This window comes from Azospirillum sp. NS33 (genome assembly GCF_059703765.1).
Window position 1 is genome coordinate 25,204 of the sequence record NZ_BAAKJB010000009.1, and the last position, 15,725, is coordinate 40,928.

Genomic DNA, 15,725 nt, shown 5'->3' on the forward strand with positions numbered 1-15,725 from the left:
CTACAGGGCGATGGCGAAGGCGCGGAACGACTTGCGGCCGGTCAGCTCGCGCACCACGCCGCGGTCGGCCAGCCGGGCAAGCTGGCCGCGCACCGCGCGGTCGGTCAGCGACAGCGCCGCCGCGGCCGCCTCGGCGGTCACGGCGGGGCGTTCGGCCAGCAGGGCCGCCAGGGCCGGCAGGCTCGACGCCCGTTGCGGCGGGCAGGCCAGCAGGATGGCCCGCTCCGCCGCGTCAAGGCGCCGCTGGAGCTCCATGCCCTCGGCGCTGGAGCGGACCAGCGCCTCCAGCAGGCTGCGGGTCCACGCCGCACCGGGCCGCGGATCGTAGCGGTCGCGGTGGCCGAGAAAGCCGGTGGCGACCGCCGCCACCGGCTGGACCAGCCAGCCGCCACGGCGCAGCCACATCTCGGCCAGGATGCGCCCCGGGGCGCCGGCCACGGCGTCGGCCGCCCCTTCGCCATGCCAGCGGGCCAGCACCGCCGCCGCCCCGACCGGCGGCGCCCGCCCGGCGAGGGCGCGCAGGGCGACGGGGTCGAGCGCCCGCTCCAGCGCCTCGCGCACCGCCTGGGGGGTGGCGAGACGCCCGGTCAGCCAGCGCACCCGATCGTCCTCGGCCGGCGCACCCTTGAGGCGGAGGCGGGCGAAAGCGCCGAGGCGGCGCGGCGTGAAGATCTGGCGCGGCGTGCGCCGGGCGGCGGCGCGCAGCATCCCCAGCATCCAGCGCCCCGCCCCGAGGTCGACGTCGCCGGGGCGGGGCAGGGTGTCCAGCTCGGCCAGCAGGAGGTCCTCGACGTCGACCACGTCGCCGTCCAGCCGGGCCGAGGCCATGGCCTCGCGCAGGTGGCGGCGCGCCATCCAGCCGCGCCGCCGGTGTTCGGGCAGCATCGCCACGGTCGCGTCGAGGCGGGCCAGCGCCGCCGCGGCGTCGGCGAGCAGCACCGCCTCGGCGCCATCCAGCACGGCGGCCGGCCGGGCCGCGGCCGGGTGGCGCGCGTCGACGGGGGCCCCATCCAGCGGGACCGGAGCGGCCGCGGCGTCGAGAACGGCGTCGAGCTGGTCCAGCAGTCGATTGGCCATGGCGGGGCCACCCTCGCAGCGTCGGTCCCCATGCATAGCCGAGCGCCGGCGCCGCGTCAGCCCCGAAGGTCGCGGAACCGGCCAGCCTGGTCAGCGCCGCTCCGCGGCCGGTGTCATGGACGCCGCTTCGCGGCCGGTCTCATAGACGCCGCTCCGCGGCTTTTCCGAACTCTGCCGTCTGCATCTGCACGATGAGGTCGGGAAGCGGGGAGGGCGCCACCGCCTCCACCCGGTAGCCGGCGTTGCGGGAGAAGCGCAGCAGCGTGCGCTCCCGGGCCAGCCGCTCGGTCTCGGCCACCACCAGGTAGTGGCGCCTGCCGGTCCACGGCAGCCGGTTGCCCGCCGCGCTCACCGTCACCAGCCAGACCTCGCCGACCCGGCCCTCCAGGCGGTCGAAGACGTGGTAGCGCACGGGCTTGGCCGTGCGGCGCCCGGCCAGGATGGCGCGCACCCGGTCCAGGTCCTGCCGCGCCTTGTCCGCGGCAGCGTTCCAGGACCGCAGTTCCGCCTCGGCCTTGCGGTTGTCGGCACGCCGCTCCTCCACGGCCCCGGCGCCCGCCGTGATCCGCGCCGCCAGGGCGGCGCGGTCCGCGTCGAGGGCGCGGCGCTTGCGACGCAGCACCCGGTCGATGGCGGCGCCCGCCGCGACCAGGGCGACCAGGGTGACGACGCCGATCACGCCGCCCATCGCGACGCCCCCTCCGGCGCGTCCGCCGGGGCCGGATGCCCGTCGCGCGCCGCGTGGAGGGCGCGCACGGCCAGCCCGCTGCGGGCGGTGAACGCCGTGGCGACCAGGTCCCGCGCGTGGTCGCGGCTCGCCGTCCACACCTCGGCGACGTTGGTGAAGCGCCAGATGTCCTTGTGGAAGACGATGTTCCGGGAGCTCACCTGGCCAAGGCCGGCGGGGCAGGTGACGGCGTAGCGGAAGCGGCGCGGGTGGGCGCCGGGATGGCCGACCTCGTGGACCATCTCGACCTGCAGGGCGTCCAGCGCCTTGAGCGCGGCGACGGTGTCGCGGCGCGCGTCCTTCAGGCCCTGCAGCGCGGCCTTGGCCTTGGCGACGGCACGGTCGAGGTCGTCGGCGCGCAGCTCCAGGGTGCGGAGCTCGCGCTGCTGGCGGGCCAGCAGCTGGCGGCCGGAGGCCAGCCGCAGATGGGCCGCGGCCAGCCGCAGGCTGTCGAGGATTGTGGTCAGCACCAGCGCGCCCGCCAGGGCGGCGGCGACGAACCACACCAGCATGTCCATGGCGATGTCGGCGTCGATGTCCATTGTCGGTGCCTCCTGGGGTCCCGGTCTCCTGGGATGGCGGTCACGCCGCGAGGGTGGCGTGGCGACCCCGGGACAGGTCCGGGTCGATGGCCCCGGTGCGCCAGTCCTCGTTCGGCAGCACGCGGCGCGACTTGGGATGGGAAAGCTCGGCCGGGGAGGGGGCCTGCGTGGCGGTGACCTCGCTCCTGGGCACGATGGGAAGCATCCGGATGATCGCGGCGACCCGCTCCGGCATCGGCTTGCCGTCGCACGCCGCGTCGTCCCAGAGATCGAGCACATGGGCCCAGCCGTCGAGCAGCCACGACAGCCGGTCCAGCCCGCCCTTCAGGGCGCGGACCTTGACGTCCCACTGGATGAGGAACGGCACGATGTCCTCCACGCTGCGGTCGGCCGCGGCGATCAGGTCGCCGCCGGCGCGCAGGGTCACCTGGGCGGCGTCGGCCATCTTCTGGCTGACCGCGCCGAGGTCGGCGCAGGCGGCGGCGTCGCGGAAGGCGGCAAGCCGGCCCAGCAGCAGCCGCAGGTGCCCCTCGCCGCCGGCGTGGCCGAAGCCGATGGGTTGCACCACCGTGCCCAGGTCCTGGATCCTGGTGAAGCAGACCTGCGGCGTCTCGCCGATGCCGGCGGCCAGGCGGCGGAACGCCTCGCGCACCATCGCCTGCCCATCGGGCGACTGGACGCACGCCGGCGTCAGCGTCCGGCCCTGGACGTCGAGGCCGGTCAGCTCGATCAGGCGGACGATCAGGTGGTGCTTGGCCGCCGCCGCGGCGCGCGCGCCCTGCGCCGCTCCGTCCCGCCCCAGGGTGGCCAGCGCGGCCCCGCCCAGGCCGCTGCGGGCGACCCGCAGCGCGGCCTGGCGGAAGCGGTCGGGGGTGGCCGCACCGGCGAACGAGATCTCGGCGTGCAGCGCCCGGTCGTGCAGGCTGAGGCGGAACAGCTCCGGGATCACCGCCCAGGGCAGAACGTAGACGCACCGCCCGCCGGAGAAGCCATCGACCAGCACCTCCAGCCCGCCGTCGCGGCCCAGGCGGACGCGGGCGTGCTGCAGGTCGGGCGTGGTGAAGGGCACCGCCGTCCCACGCGTCTCGAAGGTGGACGGCGTGCCGTTGAGGAACGTGGCGTCGCTCAGGTCCAGCGAGTCCGGCATGGATGTCTCTCCGAAAGGCCAACACCACCAGAACTGGGCGCGGCGGCGGGCCGGTGCTGCCCCCAAATCGGCGTTACCCCGCACACCGCAAGGGGGTAGCCCGCGAGCCGAACTGGCGGGCGGGCGGGCGATGCCAACATGGAGGAGCGTCGCCGCGCTCTCCGACAGGACCCGCCATGGCCGAAGTTTCCGAGACCATCGACATCGCCGCCCTGTCCGACGACAAGGCCCACCAGGTCTACGCGCTGGTGGAGATGATGCCGGCGGCGGCGGTGCGCACCGCCTTCCTCGGCCGCCTGCGCGGGCAGCTGCGGCGCCTCCAGCCGCCACGGCGCAGCACGCCGCTGCGGCTGTTCTGCCAGCCCTTCGAGCCGCTGCTGTGCGACCGCGTCCCCAAGGCCTCGCCCCAGGGGTATGTGCCGCGCGCGGTGCTGCCACCGCTGTGGGCGCTGCTGGATCCGCACATCCGCGACCGCGCCGCGCTGGAGCGGGTGGAGGGGCTGGCGCTCGGCGCGCAGTTGCCGCCGGCCATGCAGGAGGCGCTCCACGCCGCCTTCGCGGCGTCCCTGGCGGCGCTGCGCGCCGCCGCCGCCGGGGACCGCACGCTGACGGCGCACGGCACCGCCATCCGGCCCGATTTCTGGCAGATGGTCAGCGACATCCAGGCGGTTTACCGCATGCGTGGCGCGCTGGACGCGGCGGTGTGGCGGATCGCCACGGCGCGGATGACCGGCAAAGGCGGCCCGCCGGGCCACGCCGAGGCGGCCTCCTGCGCGAAGGCGGTGGCGGCGCTGGCCCTGGAGGCCACGGACGGCGGCCGGCAGCGCCGCTGGCTGATGCTGTTCCTCCTCTGCCTCGTCCTCGACGACGAGGCCGCGCCCGACGTCGGCGGCATCATCGACGCGCTCGCCGCCGCCATCGATCCGTCCGACCGCGAGGCGGTGGACGAGATCTGCGTCACCGTCGCGGCGCGGGCCGGCGAGCGGGTCGACCGCCTGCTGCGCATCCCCGTGGACACCCCAGAGGATCTGCTGGCGGCCTCCGACAGCGTGCGCCAGACCTTGGACAGCCTGCGCGCCCTGCGCGGCGTGTCGGGGCGCCAGGGTCGCCACCTCGCCCACCGCGTCCGCGAGGCGCAGCGCCAGCTGCGCGACTTCCTCGATGACCGCTTCCTGGCCGCCGTCGCCGACACTGTGCGCGCGTTCGCCGACTCGCCCGGCACCGCGCTGCCGTGCGACGCCGAGGTCGAGGGGCTGTCGCGCACCGTGCAGGCGCTGGCGGGCGTGCAGGCCGCGGCCAAGGACATGCAGCTCGACGCCACCTACGACGCCCGGGTCGAGCAGGTTCACGCGCGGGTGCAGAGCCGCGTCACCCGGGCGCTCGCCCGCCATTGCGACGCCGCGGAGCCGGAAAAGCGCGTGGCGCTCGCCACCGCGGCCGGGGCGGTGCGGGCGCTGGAGCCGGTCTGCCCGCCCGACAGCCTGGTGGCCATGCTCGAGGCGTGCACCGGCCACGCCGGGGTGGCGCTGGAGGCGTCGCACGATCGGTTCCTGGTGGCCTTCGTACGCTACGTCGACACCGGCACGGCGACCGTCGCGTGACCCCAAAGCGACGGTTTTCACCATCCATCAAGTCCTTTCACTGTGCTGGCGTATCGTCCGGTTCGGCGATTTGACGGGTGTTGTTTTCCGCACCGCGGGGGCTGCCCCCGTTGCCGGGCTCACCCGGCCGGGCGCCGCCCGTTCCGCCATATGGAAAAAGCCGGACCGCCGATGGCGCGGGTGCCGGCCGGGGCCTAGCGTTGCGTGAGGCGCATATCAGAAATGCTCGCAACTGCGAGATGCGGGGACCTCCGGCAGCGCCCCGGGACGGCCCCGTGCTCGGTAGACCCGGGAGGAAGACCAGTCATGAAGACGTTTGGAACCTATCTGACGGCGGCGCTGCTGTGCGCCGGCGCCGCCGGCCTCGCGACGCCGGCCTTCGCCGCCGACGCCGCCCTGGAGGCGGCGGTCAAGAAGGCGGTGAGCGCGCAGGCCCAGCCCTGGCTGGCCGACGCCTCGGTCGTCTCGGCGGTGACCGCCCAGAACGCGGCCAACGCGGCGCTTGACCAGGCCAAGGTCGACGCCATGGACGCCGACTGGAAGGCCGGCGCCAAGGCGAAGGCCAACCCGCGCTACGATGAGATCGCCGCCAACGCCACCTCGACGCGGCTGAAGGAGATCCGCGAGGCCAGCAACGGCGCCATCGTGGAAATCCTGCTGATGGACGACCGCGGCCTGAACGTCGCCCAGACCGACGGCACGTCGGACTACTGGCAGGGCGACGAGCCCAAGTGGCAGAAGGTGTTCAGCGACGGCGCCACGGTCTACATGACGGACCCGGAGACGGACGAGGGCTCCAAGCTCACCCTGACGGAGGTCAGCGTCCCCGTGGTCGATCCGGCCAGCAAGAAGACGGTCGGCGTCGCCATGATCGTGCTCGACGTGGACAAGCTGGCGAAGTGACGCCGGCCGTGGCGGCGCGCACGCCGCGCCGCCACGCTCCACCCGCCGCCGGCCCCCCCCGGCTTGTCCGCCGCCACCGTTTCGCGCTACACCCGTGACGGTCCGACACCGCACCATCTCACCACACCGCGAAGGGGGGCGTCACCGTGGCGCGCAAGAGCTTCTACGCCGTCTACGTGCTGTTCAAGTCCGAGGACGAGGCCGCCGCCTGGGACGCCCGCCTGCCTGACCGCCCGCCGGCCGAGGGCGAAGGCGAGGGCGAGGGCGGGGCCGAGGGCGGGGCGGGGAGCGGCAACACCCCGTGGGAGTGCCATCCCGTCACCTCCATCCGCGACGATGTCGGCGGCTACTACGAGGGGGCGTTCCGCAAGATCACCGGCCGCGACGGCACCGCGATCGCCGCCATCGCCCGGGACGTCGCCGCGCGGTGCTACGAGCCGCGCAAGGACGGGTTCGTGTGGGCGGACCTGGCGCCGCTGGCCAAGGGCGACCCGGGCGCCTTCGGCACCTATGTCCCGCCCATCGGCGATGGCGGCGAGGGGGTCGGCCTGATCGGCGGGGGTGGCGCCAGCGCCGACCTGTAGCGGCGGCGTCGGGCCGCCGCAAAGCGCTCGCGCCGGTGGCGTGGTTTGGGTAAAAGAACCCCTGCCGTCGGCGGGCCCCCCCGCCGTCCCACCTGACGAGATGCTGCCACCGCCATGGTCCTGCCCGTCCCGCCCGACGCCCCGCCCCGGGCCACCGCCGCCCTCTACTACCACCCCGAAGGGTTCGACGCGTCGCGCGCGCAGGTGAAGGGGCGGCACTCGGCGGGTGCCGGGTTCCTGAAGGGGATGGTCCAGCACATCGGGGTGGAGCCGCTCTACTGCGTCACCAACGCGCGCGCCGCCTACGAGGATTTCCGGACGCGGGTCGCCGGGATCGCCGGCCGGCCGGTGGAGACCCGGTGGCTGGGTGGGGCCAACCTGCGCGGACTGGGCGAACCGGGCTGCCTGTTCAGCCCCGGACCCGGCCTTGCCGACGATGCGTGGAACCGCCGATTCGTGGACGACCGGCTGTACAGCCTGTGCGGCGTGACCCACACCGTCTCGTCGGACCGCGTCATGGACAGCCTCGGCGAGTACCTCACCGCGCCCGTCCAGGACTGGGACGCCCTGATCTGCACCTCCGCATGCGTGCGCAAGGCCTGCGTCGAGGTGATCGAGGGCTACGCCGACTACCTCGCGGATCGCATCGGCGCCCGGCCCACGGTGCGTCCCCAGTTGCCGATCATCCCGCTCGGCGTCGACAGCGCCGCGTTCGCCCGGGGCGCCGCCGAGGACGCCGCCGGCGCGGCGCTGCGCGCCCGCCTCGGCATGGCCGACGGCGACGTCGCGGGGCTGTTCTTCGGCCGCCTGTCGTTCCACGCCAAGGCCCACCCCGTGCCGATGTTCCAGGCCTTCGCGCGCGCCCAGGAGCGGCTGGGCGGCAGCCGGCGGCTGCATCTGATGCTGGCCGGCCAGTGGCCCAACGACGGCACCGAGCGCGAGACGCGAGACGCCATCGCGCGGTTCTGTCCGTCCGTGGCGGTGCACGTGGTGGACGGCGCGGACCCGGCCCTGGCGCGCGCCTCCTGGTTCGCCGCCGACCTGTTCGTGTCGCTGTCCGACAACATACAGGAGAGCTTCGGCCTGACCCCGGTGGAGGCGATGGCCGCCGGCCTGCCCTGCGTGGTGAGCGACTGGGACGGGTACCGCGAGACGGTGGTCGACGGCGAGACCGGCTTCACCATCCCGACCCTGCTGCCCCCGCCCCAGGGCGGGTTCGAGCTCGCCGAACGCTACGCGCTGGGCATCGACAGCTACGACCGCTTCATCGGCGCCGCCTGTCTTTCCACCGCCGTCGACATCGACGCCTGCGCGACCGCCCTGGTCCGCCTCGCCGAAGACCCCGACCTGCGCCACCGCATGGGCGAGGCGGGACGCTGCCGGGCCCGCGACGTCTTCGACTGGAAGCACGTGATCGCCGCCTACCAGGAGCTCTGGGGCGACCTCGCCCGGCGCCGCGCCGCCGCCGCCATCTCGGCGCCGCGCCGCGACGGCGAGCCGGGCAACCCGCGCCGCGCTGATCCCTTCACCATGTTCCGACACCACCCCACGCGCGCGCTTGCGGAAAGCGACACGGTGCGCCTGGTCGATCACGACCCACAGGCGCTCGACCGGGTGCTGGCGGGCACCCTCAACACCTTCGCCGCGCAGACCCTGCTGCACCAGGACGCCATCCGCCGTCTGCTGGCCGAGCTCGCCAAGGGGCCGCGCCGGCTGGACGGGCTGATGGCGCCGCAGCCGCCGGCGCACCGCCGCGCCACCATGCGCACCATCGTCTGGCTGAAGAAATATGGGATCGTCGATGTCTGACGCGCCTGTGGCGGACGCCGCCGCCGCCACACCGCCGGCCCCCGCCTGGGAGCTCCAGCAGGAAGCCGAACGGCTCGCCCGCGCGGGCAAGCGCGACGCGGCGGTGCGCGTGCTGGAGCGCGCGGCGGCGCTGCACCCCCGCGATCCCGAGCCCCTGCGTCGCCTCGCCCAGATGGACCTGACAGGCGGCCAGCCGGCGCAGGCGCGGTCCCGTCTGCAACCGCTGCTGACGTCGGGCCGGCGGCTGCCGGGGCGGGTCTACGCGCTCGGCGTGCGCATCGGCCTGGCCCTCAAGGACCGTGGCTGGACGACGGCGTGCCTGACGTCCGGCCTGCGCCATGCCCCCGGCCATGGCGAGCTGCACCTGATGGCGGGGACGGGCCGGATGGAGGAGAAGCGCCCGGCCCAGGCGCTTCCCCATCTCGTGGCGGCGGTCAACCTGATGCCCCGGCACGCCCCGGCGGGGTTGGCGCTCGGGCGCTGCCTGGAGGCGCTGGGCGACCACGCCCGCGCCGAACGCGTCCTCGCCGCCGCCCTGGAGGTGGACCCCGGCAACGCGCAGCTCCTGATCAACCACGCCAACGCGCTGCAGCGGCTGGAGCGCTTCGACGAGAGCCTCGCCGCCTACCGCCGCTACGCCGCGACCGCCGGAACGCCGGGGTTCCTCCTGGCCAATGTCGGCGCGCTGCTGCGGCGCATGGGCGCGACCGGCGAGGCGCTGGCCGTCTACCGGACCGCCCTGGCCCTCGAGCCGGCCGCCTCGGGGACCCTCTACAACTGTTCCAACCTGCTGAAGGAGATGGGCGAGCCCCGTGCCGGGGTGGCGATGCTGCGGCGCGCCCTGGTGCTGGAGCCGGACAACGCGCAGTACCACTGGAACCTGTCGCTGGCGCTGCTGGCCCTGGGCGACCTTGGCGAGGGCTTCGCGGAGTACGAGTGGCGGTGGCGCTACGACGGGTTCCCGTCGCGCCGGCGCAGCTTCGACAAGCCGATGTGGGATGGCCGGTCCTTCGCCGGGCGGACGCTGCTGCTGCACACCGAGCAGGGCATGGGCGACGTCCTGCAGTTCCTGCGCTACCTCCCCGAGATCAAGGCGCGGGGCGGCCGGGTCGTGCTGGAGTGCCACGAGCCGCTGATGTCCCTGCTGGCGGAGCTGCCGGAGGTCGACGCGATGATCCCCCGCTTCGCCCCGCCGCCGCCGTTCGACGTCCACCTGCCGCTGCTGTCGGCGCCGCTGGTCCTCGGCCACACCACCATGGACCAGGTGCCGCGCCGCACCCCTTACCTCACCGTGCCCCGCGCGGCCCCGGCGTTCGCCATCCCCGAGGCCCGCGCCGACCGGGTCAAGGTCGGCCTGGTGTGGGGCGGCAACCCCGACTTCTCCAACGACCGCGCCCGCTCGGCGCGGCTCGACGCGTTCCTGCCGCTGCTCGACATCCCGGGGGTGCAGGTGTTCAGCCTGCAGAAAGGCGCGCGCGAGGCCGACCTCGCCGGCGCCCCCGCGGCGATCGTCCGGCTGTCCGAACGCATCGGCGACTTCTGCGACACGGCCTCGGCGATGACCCAGCTCGACCTGGTGATCTCCACCTGCACCTCCACCGCCCATCTCGCCGGGGCCATGGGGCGGCCGCTGTGGGTGGCGCTCCACCACGCCCCGGACTGGCGATGGATGGGCGGGCGCGAGGACAGCCCCTGGTACCCGACGGCGCGCGTGTTCCGGCAAGGCCGCGCCGGCGACTGGGCCGGCGTGGTCGGCCGCATGGCCGAGGCGCTGCGGGAGATGGTGGCGGCACGCCGCCGCTGACGCCGCCGCGCCGGCCCCCGGGCCGCGTGACCTCATTCGAACCCTCGGCGCTTCAGAAAGGACACACGGTATGGCTCGGGTGCTGCTCGCGTGGGAATTGGGCGACGGATTCGGCCACGTCACCCGGCTGGCGCCCATAGCCCGGCGGCTGCGCGCGGCCGGGCACGACTGCGTGTTCGCCATGCGCAGCCTCGACAACGCCCACACCATCCTGGCGCCCGAGGGTTTCCCGGTGCTGCAGGCGCCCTACGCGGTGCCGCGGCCGCTGCCCGGGGGCAAGGAAAAGGGCATGCAGAGCTTCGGCGACATCCTCGCCGCCGTGGGCTTCGCCGATCCGCCCCGCCTGGCGGCCCTCGTCGCGGCGTGGGATTGCCTGATGGACCTGGTCCGGCCGGACCTGGTCGTCACCGACTACGCCCCCGCCCTCTGCCTCGCCACCTATGGCGGACTGCCCACCGTGAACATCGGCGACGGCTTCGTGCTGCCGCCGGGCCACCTCGACCACATGCCGTCCTTCCATGGCAAGCCGCCCTGCGTGCCGGAGGAGCGGATCGTCGCCGCGGTGCAGGATCTGCAACGCCGGCGGCGGCGGCCGGTGCCGCCCAACCTGCCGGCCGCGCTGGCGGGCACCGACCAGTTCGTGATCACCCTGCCGGAGCTGGACTTCTACGCGCGCAAGCGGCTGGAGCCGGCGATCGGCCCCTTGCAGCCGCTGCCGGCGCCGCTGCACGAGGAGCCGGAGGAGGAGTATTTCGCCTATCTCTCGCTCGGCTACACGCACACCCGCAAGGTGCTGGACGGGCTGGCGGCCAGCAAGCGGCGCGGCCGGATCTATCTGCGCGACGCCACGCCGGGCCAGATCCAGGAGTACCGGGACAAGGGGCTGGCGATCCACGAGACGCCCCAGGACATGCGCACGGCGGTCGGGCGCGCCGCCGTCGTGGTCCATCACGGCGGCATCGGCACGGTCGAGACGGTGCTGGGCCTGGGCCGGCCCCAGCTCATCGTCCCGCGCCACCAGGAGCAGCGCGGCAACGCCGCCGCCCTGGGCACCATCGGCGTCGCCGTGGCCATGCGTTCGGCCGGGGTGTTCGAGCCACCCCACGTGGTGCAGGCGCTCGAGCACCTGCTGACCACACCCAAGTACCGGGAGCGCGCCGCGGCCAAGGCGCGGGACCTGGCCGAGGCGGGCCCGTCGGACGCGCTCGACCGCATTCTCGCGCGGTGCCGGGAACGGCTCGGCGCGGCCTGACCGGCGCTACAGGGCGGGAACCGCGCTGCCGGCACGCAGGCGCTCGAAGGCGAGCGCGATGTCGTCGCTCATGCCGACGATGCGGTCGGCGTCGGCCGCGGAGATGGCGCGCAGCAGGTCCAGGATCTCGTCCTCCATGCGGGGGAAGAGGCGGGCGATGCCGACCACCGTCTCGGCGTCGCCGGCCCCGTCCGGCCCGTCCGCCGGCCGGACCTCCTCCAGGATGATCTGGAACGGCCGGTCGGCCAGCGCGAGACTTGCCAGGACCTTGAGCCAGCCCGCCGACGCCGGGCAGAAGAAGCTGGGGAAGACCAGCCGGCCGTCGGCCTCGCCGCGGCGCGGCGCTTCGTCGACCGGCACCACGGCGTTGGGGTCGAGCCCCGCCCCGGCGCGCGCCTCGTCGAGGAACTCCATGGGCGCCTGGATGATCCAGCGCGCCTCGATCCCCTGATGGTGCATGAGGGTTCCGTCCCTTTCAGCGGCGGCGCCGACCGCGCGGCGCGCCCGGTGCCGCCGCGCCGCCGGTGGTGCGGCGGGCCCGCCCGATCGCCACATGGTCCCACTGTTCAGACGAGGTGCGGCGCGCGCAACGGCCAAAAAGGGGCGCCACCATCGCGCCCTCGGGTGGGGTCATGGCGTGTCCGCCTCCGCCGCGCTTCTCAGCGCGGCCGCCAGGCGCGGCAGGGTTCCCTCCATCGAGTAGTCATGCTCCACCCTGGCCCGCCCGGCCAGGCCCATGGCGCGTCGCAGCGCGGCATCCCGGCCCAGGCGCGCCACCGCCTCGTACCATTCGTCCGGCCCGTCGGCGAGAAAGCCGTTCACGCCGGGGTCGACGATCTCCCGGTTCACGCCGACCGGCGAGGCGACGACCGGCTTGGCACAGGCCATGTACTGGATCAGCTTGTAGCCGCACTTGCCACGTTCCCAGTGGGTGTTGCTCAAGGGCATGATCCCGATGTCGAAATTCTGTATCTGATCGACCTCGGTGTCCTCGTGCCAGTCGAGGCGCGCCGCCGGCAGGCTGGCGACCGCGTTGTCGTTGGCGCCCACCAGCACCAGCCGGGCCAGACCCTCGGCGCACAGCCGGCGCAGCGGCCCCTGGACGAGCTCGAGATAGCGCGCGGTCACCGGCGAGCCGATCCAGCCGACGGTCAGCGGCGCGCCCTCGCGCGGCGCCACCGGGTTGCCGTAGCGGTTGAGGCTGACGACCGTCGGGAACACCTCGACCCGCCGCGCCCCCGCCGCCAACGCCCGCGCCGCCAGATAGGCGTTGCCCACCGTGACCAGGGCGGCGCCCTGCATGACCCGGTCCAGCTTGTCACCGAGAAGGGCGCGCACCGACGCCCGGGAATGGCTGTCGTAGACGTGGAACCAGGCGTCGTCGTAATCGATGACGTAGGGTGGCGCCCAGGCGAGCAACGCCCGCTCCAGACCGTAGGGGAGCCAGGGCAGCAGTTCCTTCTCGATCCACAGCAGGTCGTAGCGGCGTGCGGTGAGCATCCGCAGCACCCGGGTGACATAGGAGCGCGCCGCCATCTCGAGGGGGCGCTGCCCGCAGTCGTAGAGGGTCGAGAGATAGGCGTCCGGCAACAGCGGCGACACGTCGACGGCGATCCCGCGCGCCGCCAACTCCGGCAGGAACTGGTAGTACCGCAGCCGGCTGGAGGAGCCGAGCCGGGCGTAGCGGGAGAGCAGGAGAACGCGCATGCGCTGATCGGATCCGACGGTTGAGGGCCGGCAAGGTGCCCGGCTTCGGCTCACACTGAAACGCTAGCAAGGCCGCCCGACCTGCGCAACAACCGCCCCGAACCCGCGCCCGGGGTGCGGACGCCCGGCGCCCGGTCAGCCATAGACGAAGAACGCCGTCGTGACGTCGGCCTCGTTCAGCCCCACCAGTTCCACCGTGTACCCGCCGGTGACGGTGATCACCGCACCCTGGGCGCCGGTGGACAGGGTGAAGGAGGCGTAGAGGTTCAGGTGAATGCGGTCGCCCTCGGCCAGCCGGAAGTCGTCGATGGTGTCGTGGCCGGCCTGGTCGCGCAGGTCGAACACATCGGCCCCCAGACCGCCGCCCAGCGTGTCGTCGCCATCGCCGCCAAACAGGGTGTCGTTGCCCTGCCCGCCGTACACGGTGTCGTTGCCGGCGCCGCCATACACCTTGTCGGCGTCCTGTCCGCCATGCAGCCAGTCGCCGTCGGCGTCGCCGGACAGGGTGTCCGCCTGGCGCTGCCCGTACAGAACGTCGGCCCCGTCGCCGCCGAACAGTTGGTCTTCGTCCTGGCCGCCGAACAGCGTGTCGTTGCCCGCGTCCCCGTTGAGGAGGTCGCCGGCCCAGTTGCCGTACAGCGCGTCGTCGCCGTCGCCCCCGGACAGGGTGTCGTGGTCGGCGCTGCCCCACAGGGTGTCGGCGCCGCTGTCACCGAACAGCCGGTCGGCGCCGTCGCCGCCGTCGATCACGTCGTCGCCGTCGCCGCCGTGCAGGCTGTCGGCGCCGGCCTGGCCATAGAAGATGTCGTGATCGGCGCCGCCGAATCCGGTGTCGTCACCGTCGCCACCGATCACGATGTCGCGTCCGGCGTCGCCGCTGATGACGTCGTCGCCGGCACCGGCGCGCAGCGTGTCGTGTCCGAAGTTGCCGATCAGCAGGTCGTTGCCGTCGTCGCCCTCGATGAGGTCGTCACCGGTGCCGCCATCGATCGAGTCGTTGCCGGCCTCGCCGACCAGGCGGTCGTTGCCGTCGTCGCCGCGGACGCTGTCCGCACCGGCGCCGCCGCTGACCACGTCGACCCCGGTGCCGGCGTCGATGAGGTCGTCGCCGTCGCCGCCGATCAGGGTGTCCTGGGCCCCGAGGCCGCGGATGGTGTCGTTGCCCGCCGTGCCGGTCAGGCTGTCACTGTCCTCGGTTCCGACCAGGTTTGCCATGATGATCCGCCTTCTTCTCCGCCGGCCGTGCACCCGATCGGAAGGATAGTGCAACCGGATCAAGCTGTCGTCGGGGAACTTTCATGCGCGGCGGGAACGGCGGACGGCACTTGGGTGACAGGCCCGGGGTCACCGGGCGTCGAGCGCCGCCGCGATCTCCGCCAGGCGCCGCTCGATGCGGTCCCGCTGGTCCAGCAGCCGGTCGCGCTCGGCCTCCAGGGCCGGCCGCGACGCCGCGGCCGGCGTTGCCGGCGTTGCCGCGGCGCGGCGGCTCTTCTTGAAGGCCACCAGCTCGGACCGTTTCATGTCGGGGCGGATGATGCCCGTCGCCAGGGCCTCGGCCCGCGCGGCGTCGTCCAGCGTGCCGATCTCGTAGACCAGCGAGTAGGAGGTCGGCGCCACCTCGCGCGGCACCACGCCGCTCTCGATGGTCCGCGCCGCGGCCATCAGCTTGTGGGCCACGCCGCGGCCGAAGGGCAGGCGCTCCTCGATCATGGCGATGAACCGACCGTGGGGCAGCTTGCGCTTGGCCTGCTCGAGGTACTGCCCGATCAGGACGAAGCGCTCATGGCTTTCCGACCACAGGCGGCCGATCTCGGCGGCGAAGTCGTCGGCGTCGGACAGGTCGACCAGCCCGGTGCCGATGACATCGAAGCGGGTGTCGCGGGACGCCCGCCCCCGGGTCGCCGGGACCAGCTTCATCATGCGGCCTCCGCCGCCGCCAGCCCGAGGCGGCTGGCGACGAAACGCCACAGCGCGGCGACGTCGGGGCCCGAACGGCTGTCGGGCAGTTCCAGCACGCCCAGGCCGTGGGCGGCGGACCGGAAGAACTCCGTCAGGTCGGGAATGTCCACCGGGCACACCTCGGCCACCCCGGCCAGCCGGCGCCGGGCGTCGCGCACCTCCAGCACCCGCGGCTTGATCTGGTTCAGCACGAAGGCCGCCGGGCGGCCGAAGCCGCGGGCGAAGCGCATGGCCCGCTCGGTGGAGGTCACGTCGTCGATGGTCGCCTTGGCCGGCACCAGGATCAGGTCCGCGGCGAACAACAGCGACTTCATCGCCTGGGGATAGACCTCCACCGCCGTCGGCGTGTCGACGATCAGCAGATCGACGCCGGCGATCGGCTCGGGCGGGCCGTTCACCTCGCCGATCGGAACGGTGAAGTGCTGGATGGCGGGCCGCGCGGCGTCGCGGCGGTCCCACCATTCCGACAGGCTCTTTTGCGGATCGGTGTCGAGGGTGGCGACCGCCACCCCGTCCAGGGCCGCCGCCACGGCCAGGTTCCGGGCCAGCGTGCTCTTCCCCGATCCGCCCTTGGGGCTGTAGATCAGCAGCGTCTTCATCGGGCCTGCCCTGA

Annotated in this window: 15 protein-coding genes; 6 read left to right on the forward strand and 9 right to left on the reverse strand. The window is 74.0% G+C overall.

Annotated elements, in window-relative coordinates:
• The 4 genes from AC6H2I_RS10155 to AC6H2I_RS10170 all read right to left on the reverse strand — a co-directional run bounded on the left by AC6H2I_RS10155 (position 1) and on the right by AC6H2I_RS10170 (position 3,493).
• The gene (locus AC6H2I_RS10155) at positions 1–1,077 is read right to left on the reverse strand and encodes a helix-turn-helix domain-containing protein (protein ID WP_497500503.1); all 1,077 of its coding nucleotides are present in this window, start codon (positions 1,075–1,077) and stop codon (positions 1–3) included.
• A 139-nt stretch (positions 1,078–1,216) separates the two neighbouring features.
• Positions 1,217–1,765, reverse strand: a complete 549-nt coding sequence (locus tag AC6H2I_RS10160; protein WP_497500504.1) for a hypothetical protein — start codon at positions 1,763–1,765, stop codon at positions 1,217–1,219.
• Positions 1,753–2,346 (reverse strand): hypothetical protein, encoded by a 594-nt coding sequence (locus AC6H2I_RS10165; protein ID WP_497500505.1) that lies wholly within the window; start codon positions 2,344–2,346, stop codon positions 1,753–1,755. Before AC6H2I_RS10165 ends, AC6H2I_RS10160 begins: the two co-directional genes overlap by 13 nt.
• 40 nt (positions 2,347–2,386) lie before the next feature.
• Entirely contained in the window at positions 2,387–3,493 is a 1,107-nt protein-coding gene (locus AC6H2I_RS10170) for a hypothetical protein (protein WP_497500506.1), read from the reverse strand.
• A gap of 176 nt (positions 3,494–3,669) precedes the next feature.
• On the opposite strand from AC6H2I_RS10170, the gene AC6H2I_RS10175 reads away from it, so the two are divergent.
• From AC6H2I_RS10175 to AC6H2I_RS10200, 6 genes are all read left to right on the forward strand, one after another.
• Entirely contained in the window at positions 3,670–5,094 is a 1,425-nt protein-coding gene (locus AC6H2I_RS10175; RefSeq protein ID WP_497500507.1) for a hypothetical protein, read from the forward strand.
• Between the two features lie 306 nt (positions 5,095–5,400).
• Positions 5,401–5,997, forward strand: a complete 597-nt coding sequence (locus AC6H2I_RS10180) for a PDC sensor domain-containing protein (RefSeq protein WP_497500508.1) — start codon at positions 5,401–5,403, stop codon at positions 5,995–5,997.
• A gap of 146 nt (positions 5,998–6,143) precedes the next feature.
• On the forward strand, positions 6,144–6,581 hold the full coding sequence (locus tag AC6H2I_RS10185; protein WP_497500509.1) for a hypothetical protein: 438 nt from the start codon (positions 6,144–6,146) through the stop codon (positions 6,579–6,581).
• A gap of 114 nt (positions 6,582–6,695) precedes the next feature.
• A complete protein-coding gene (locus AC6H2I_RS10190) occupies positions 6,696–8,390 on the forward strand; it encodes a glycosyltransferase family 4 protein (RefSeq protein WP_497500510.1) in 1,695 nt (564 codons plus the stop codon).
• Positions 8,383–10,194 carry a tetratricopeptide repeat protein gene (locus AC6H2I_RS10195; protein ID WP_497500511.1) on the forward strand — a complete coding sequence of 604 codons (1,812 nt, stop codon included), beginning with the start codon at positions 8,383–8,385 and terminating at the stop codon, positions 10,192–10,194. Before AC6H2I_RS10190 ends, AC6H2I_RS10195 begins: the two co-directional genes overlap by 8 nt.
• Before the next feature lie 70 nt (positions 10,195–10,264).
• Positions 10,265–11,446, forward strand: coding sequence for a nucleotide disphospho-sugar-binding domain-containing protein (locus AC6H2I_RS10200; protein ID WP_497500512.1), 1,182 nt, complete (start codon positions 10,265–10,267; stop codon positions 11,444–11,446).
• 6 nt (positions 11,447–11,452) lie between these two features.
• Here the strand turns inward: AC6H2I_RS10200 and AC6H2I_RS10205 are convergent, their stop codons facing one another.
• The 5 genes from AC6H2I_RS10205 to AC6H2I_RS10225 form a co-directional block, all read right to left on the reverse strand.
• Complete coding sequence (locus AC6H2I_RS10205; RefSeq protein WP_497500513.1) at positions 11,453–11,905, reverse strand: hypothetical protein; 453 nt, start codon at positions 11,903–11,905, stop codon at positions 11,453–11,455.
• A gap of 171 nt (positions 11,906–12,076) precedes the next feature.
• Positions 12,077–13,153 carry a glycosyltransferase family 4 protein gene (locus AC6H2I_RS10210; protein ID WP_497500514.1) on the reverse strand — a complete coding sequence of 359 codons (1,077 nt, stop codon included), beginning with the start codon at positions 13,151–13,153 and terminating at the stop codon, positions 12,077–12,079.
• Positions 13,154–13,288: 135 nt separating this feature from the next.
• Positions 13,289–14,368: a calcium-binding protein gene (locus tag AC6H2I_RS10215; RefSeq protein WP_497500515.1), complete on the reverse strand. Its 1,080-nt coding sequence runs from the start codon at positions 14,366–14,368 to the stop codon at positions 13,289–13,291.
• A gap of 129 nt (positions 14,369–14,497) precedes the next feature.
• Positions 14,498–15,073, reverse strand: a complete 576-nt coding sequence (locus tag AC6H2I_RS10220; protein WP_497500516.1) for a hypothetical protein — start codon at positions 15,071–15,073, stop codon at positions 14,498–14,500.
• On the reverse strand, positions 15,070–15,711 hold the full coding sequence (locus tag AC6H2I_RS10225) for a nucleotide-binding protein (protein ID WP_497500517.1): 642 nt from the start codon (positions 15,709–15,711) through the stop codon (positions 15,070–15,072). Before AC6H2I_RS10225 ends, AC6H2I_RS10220 begins: the two co-directional genes overlap by 4 nt.
• Between the last annotated feature and the right edge of the window lie 14 nt (positions 15,712–15,725).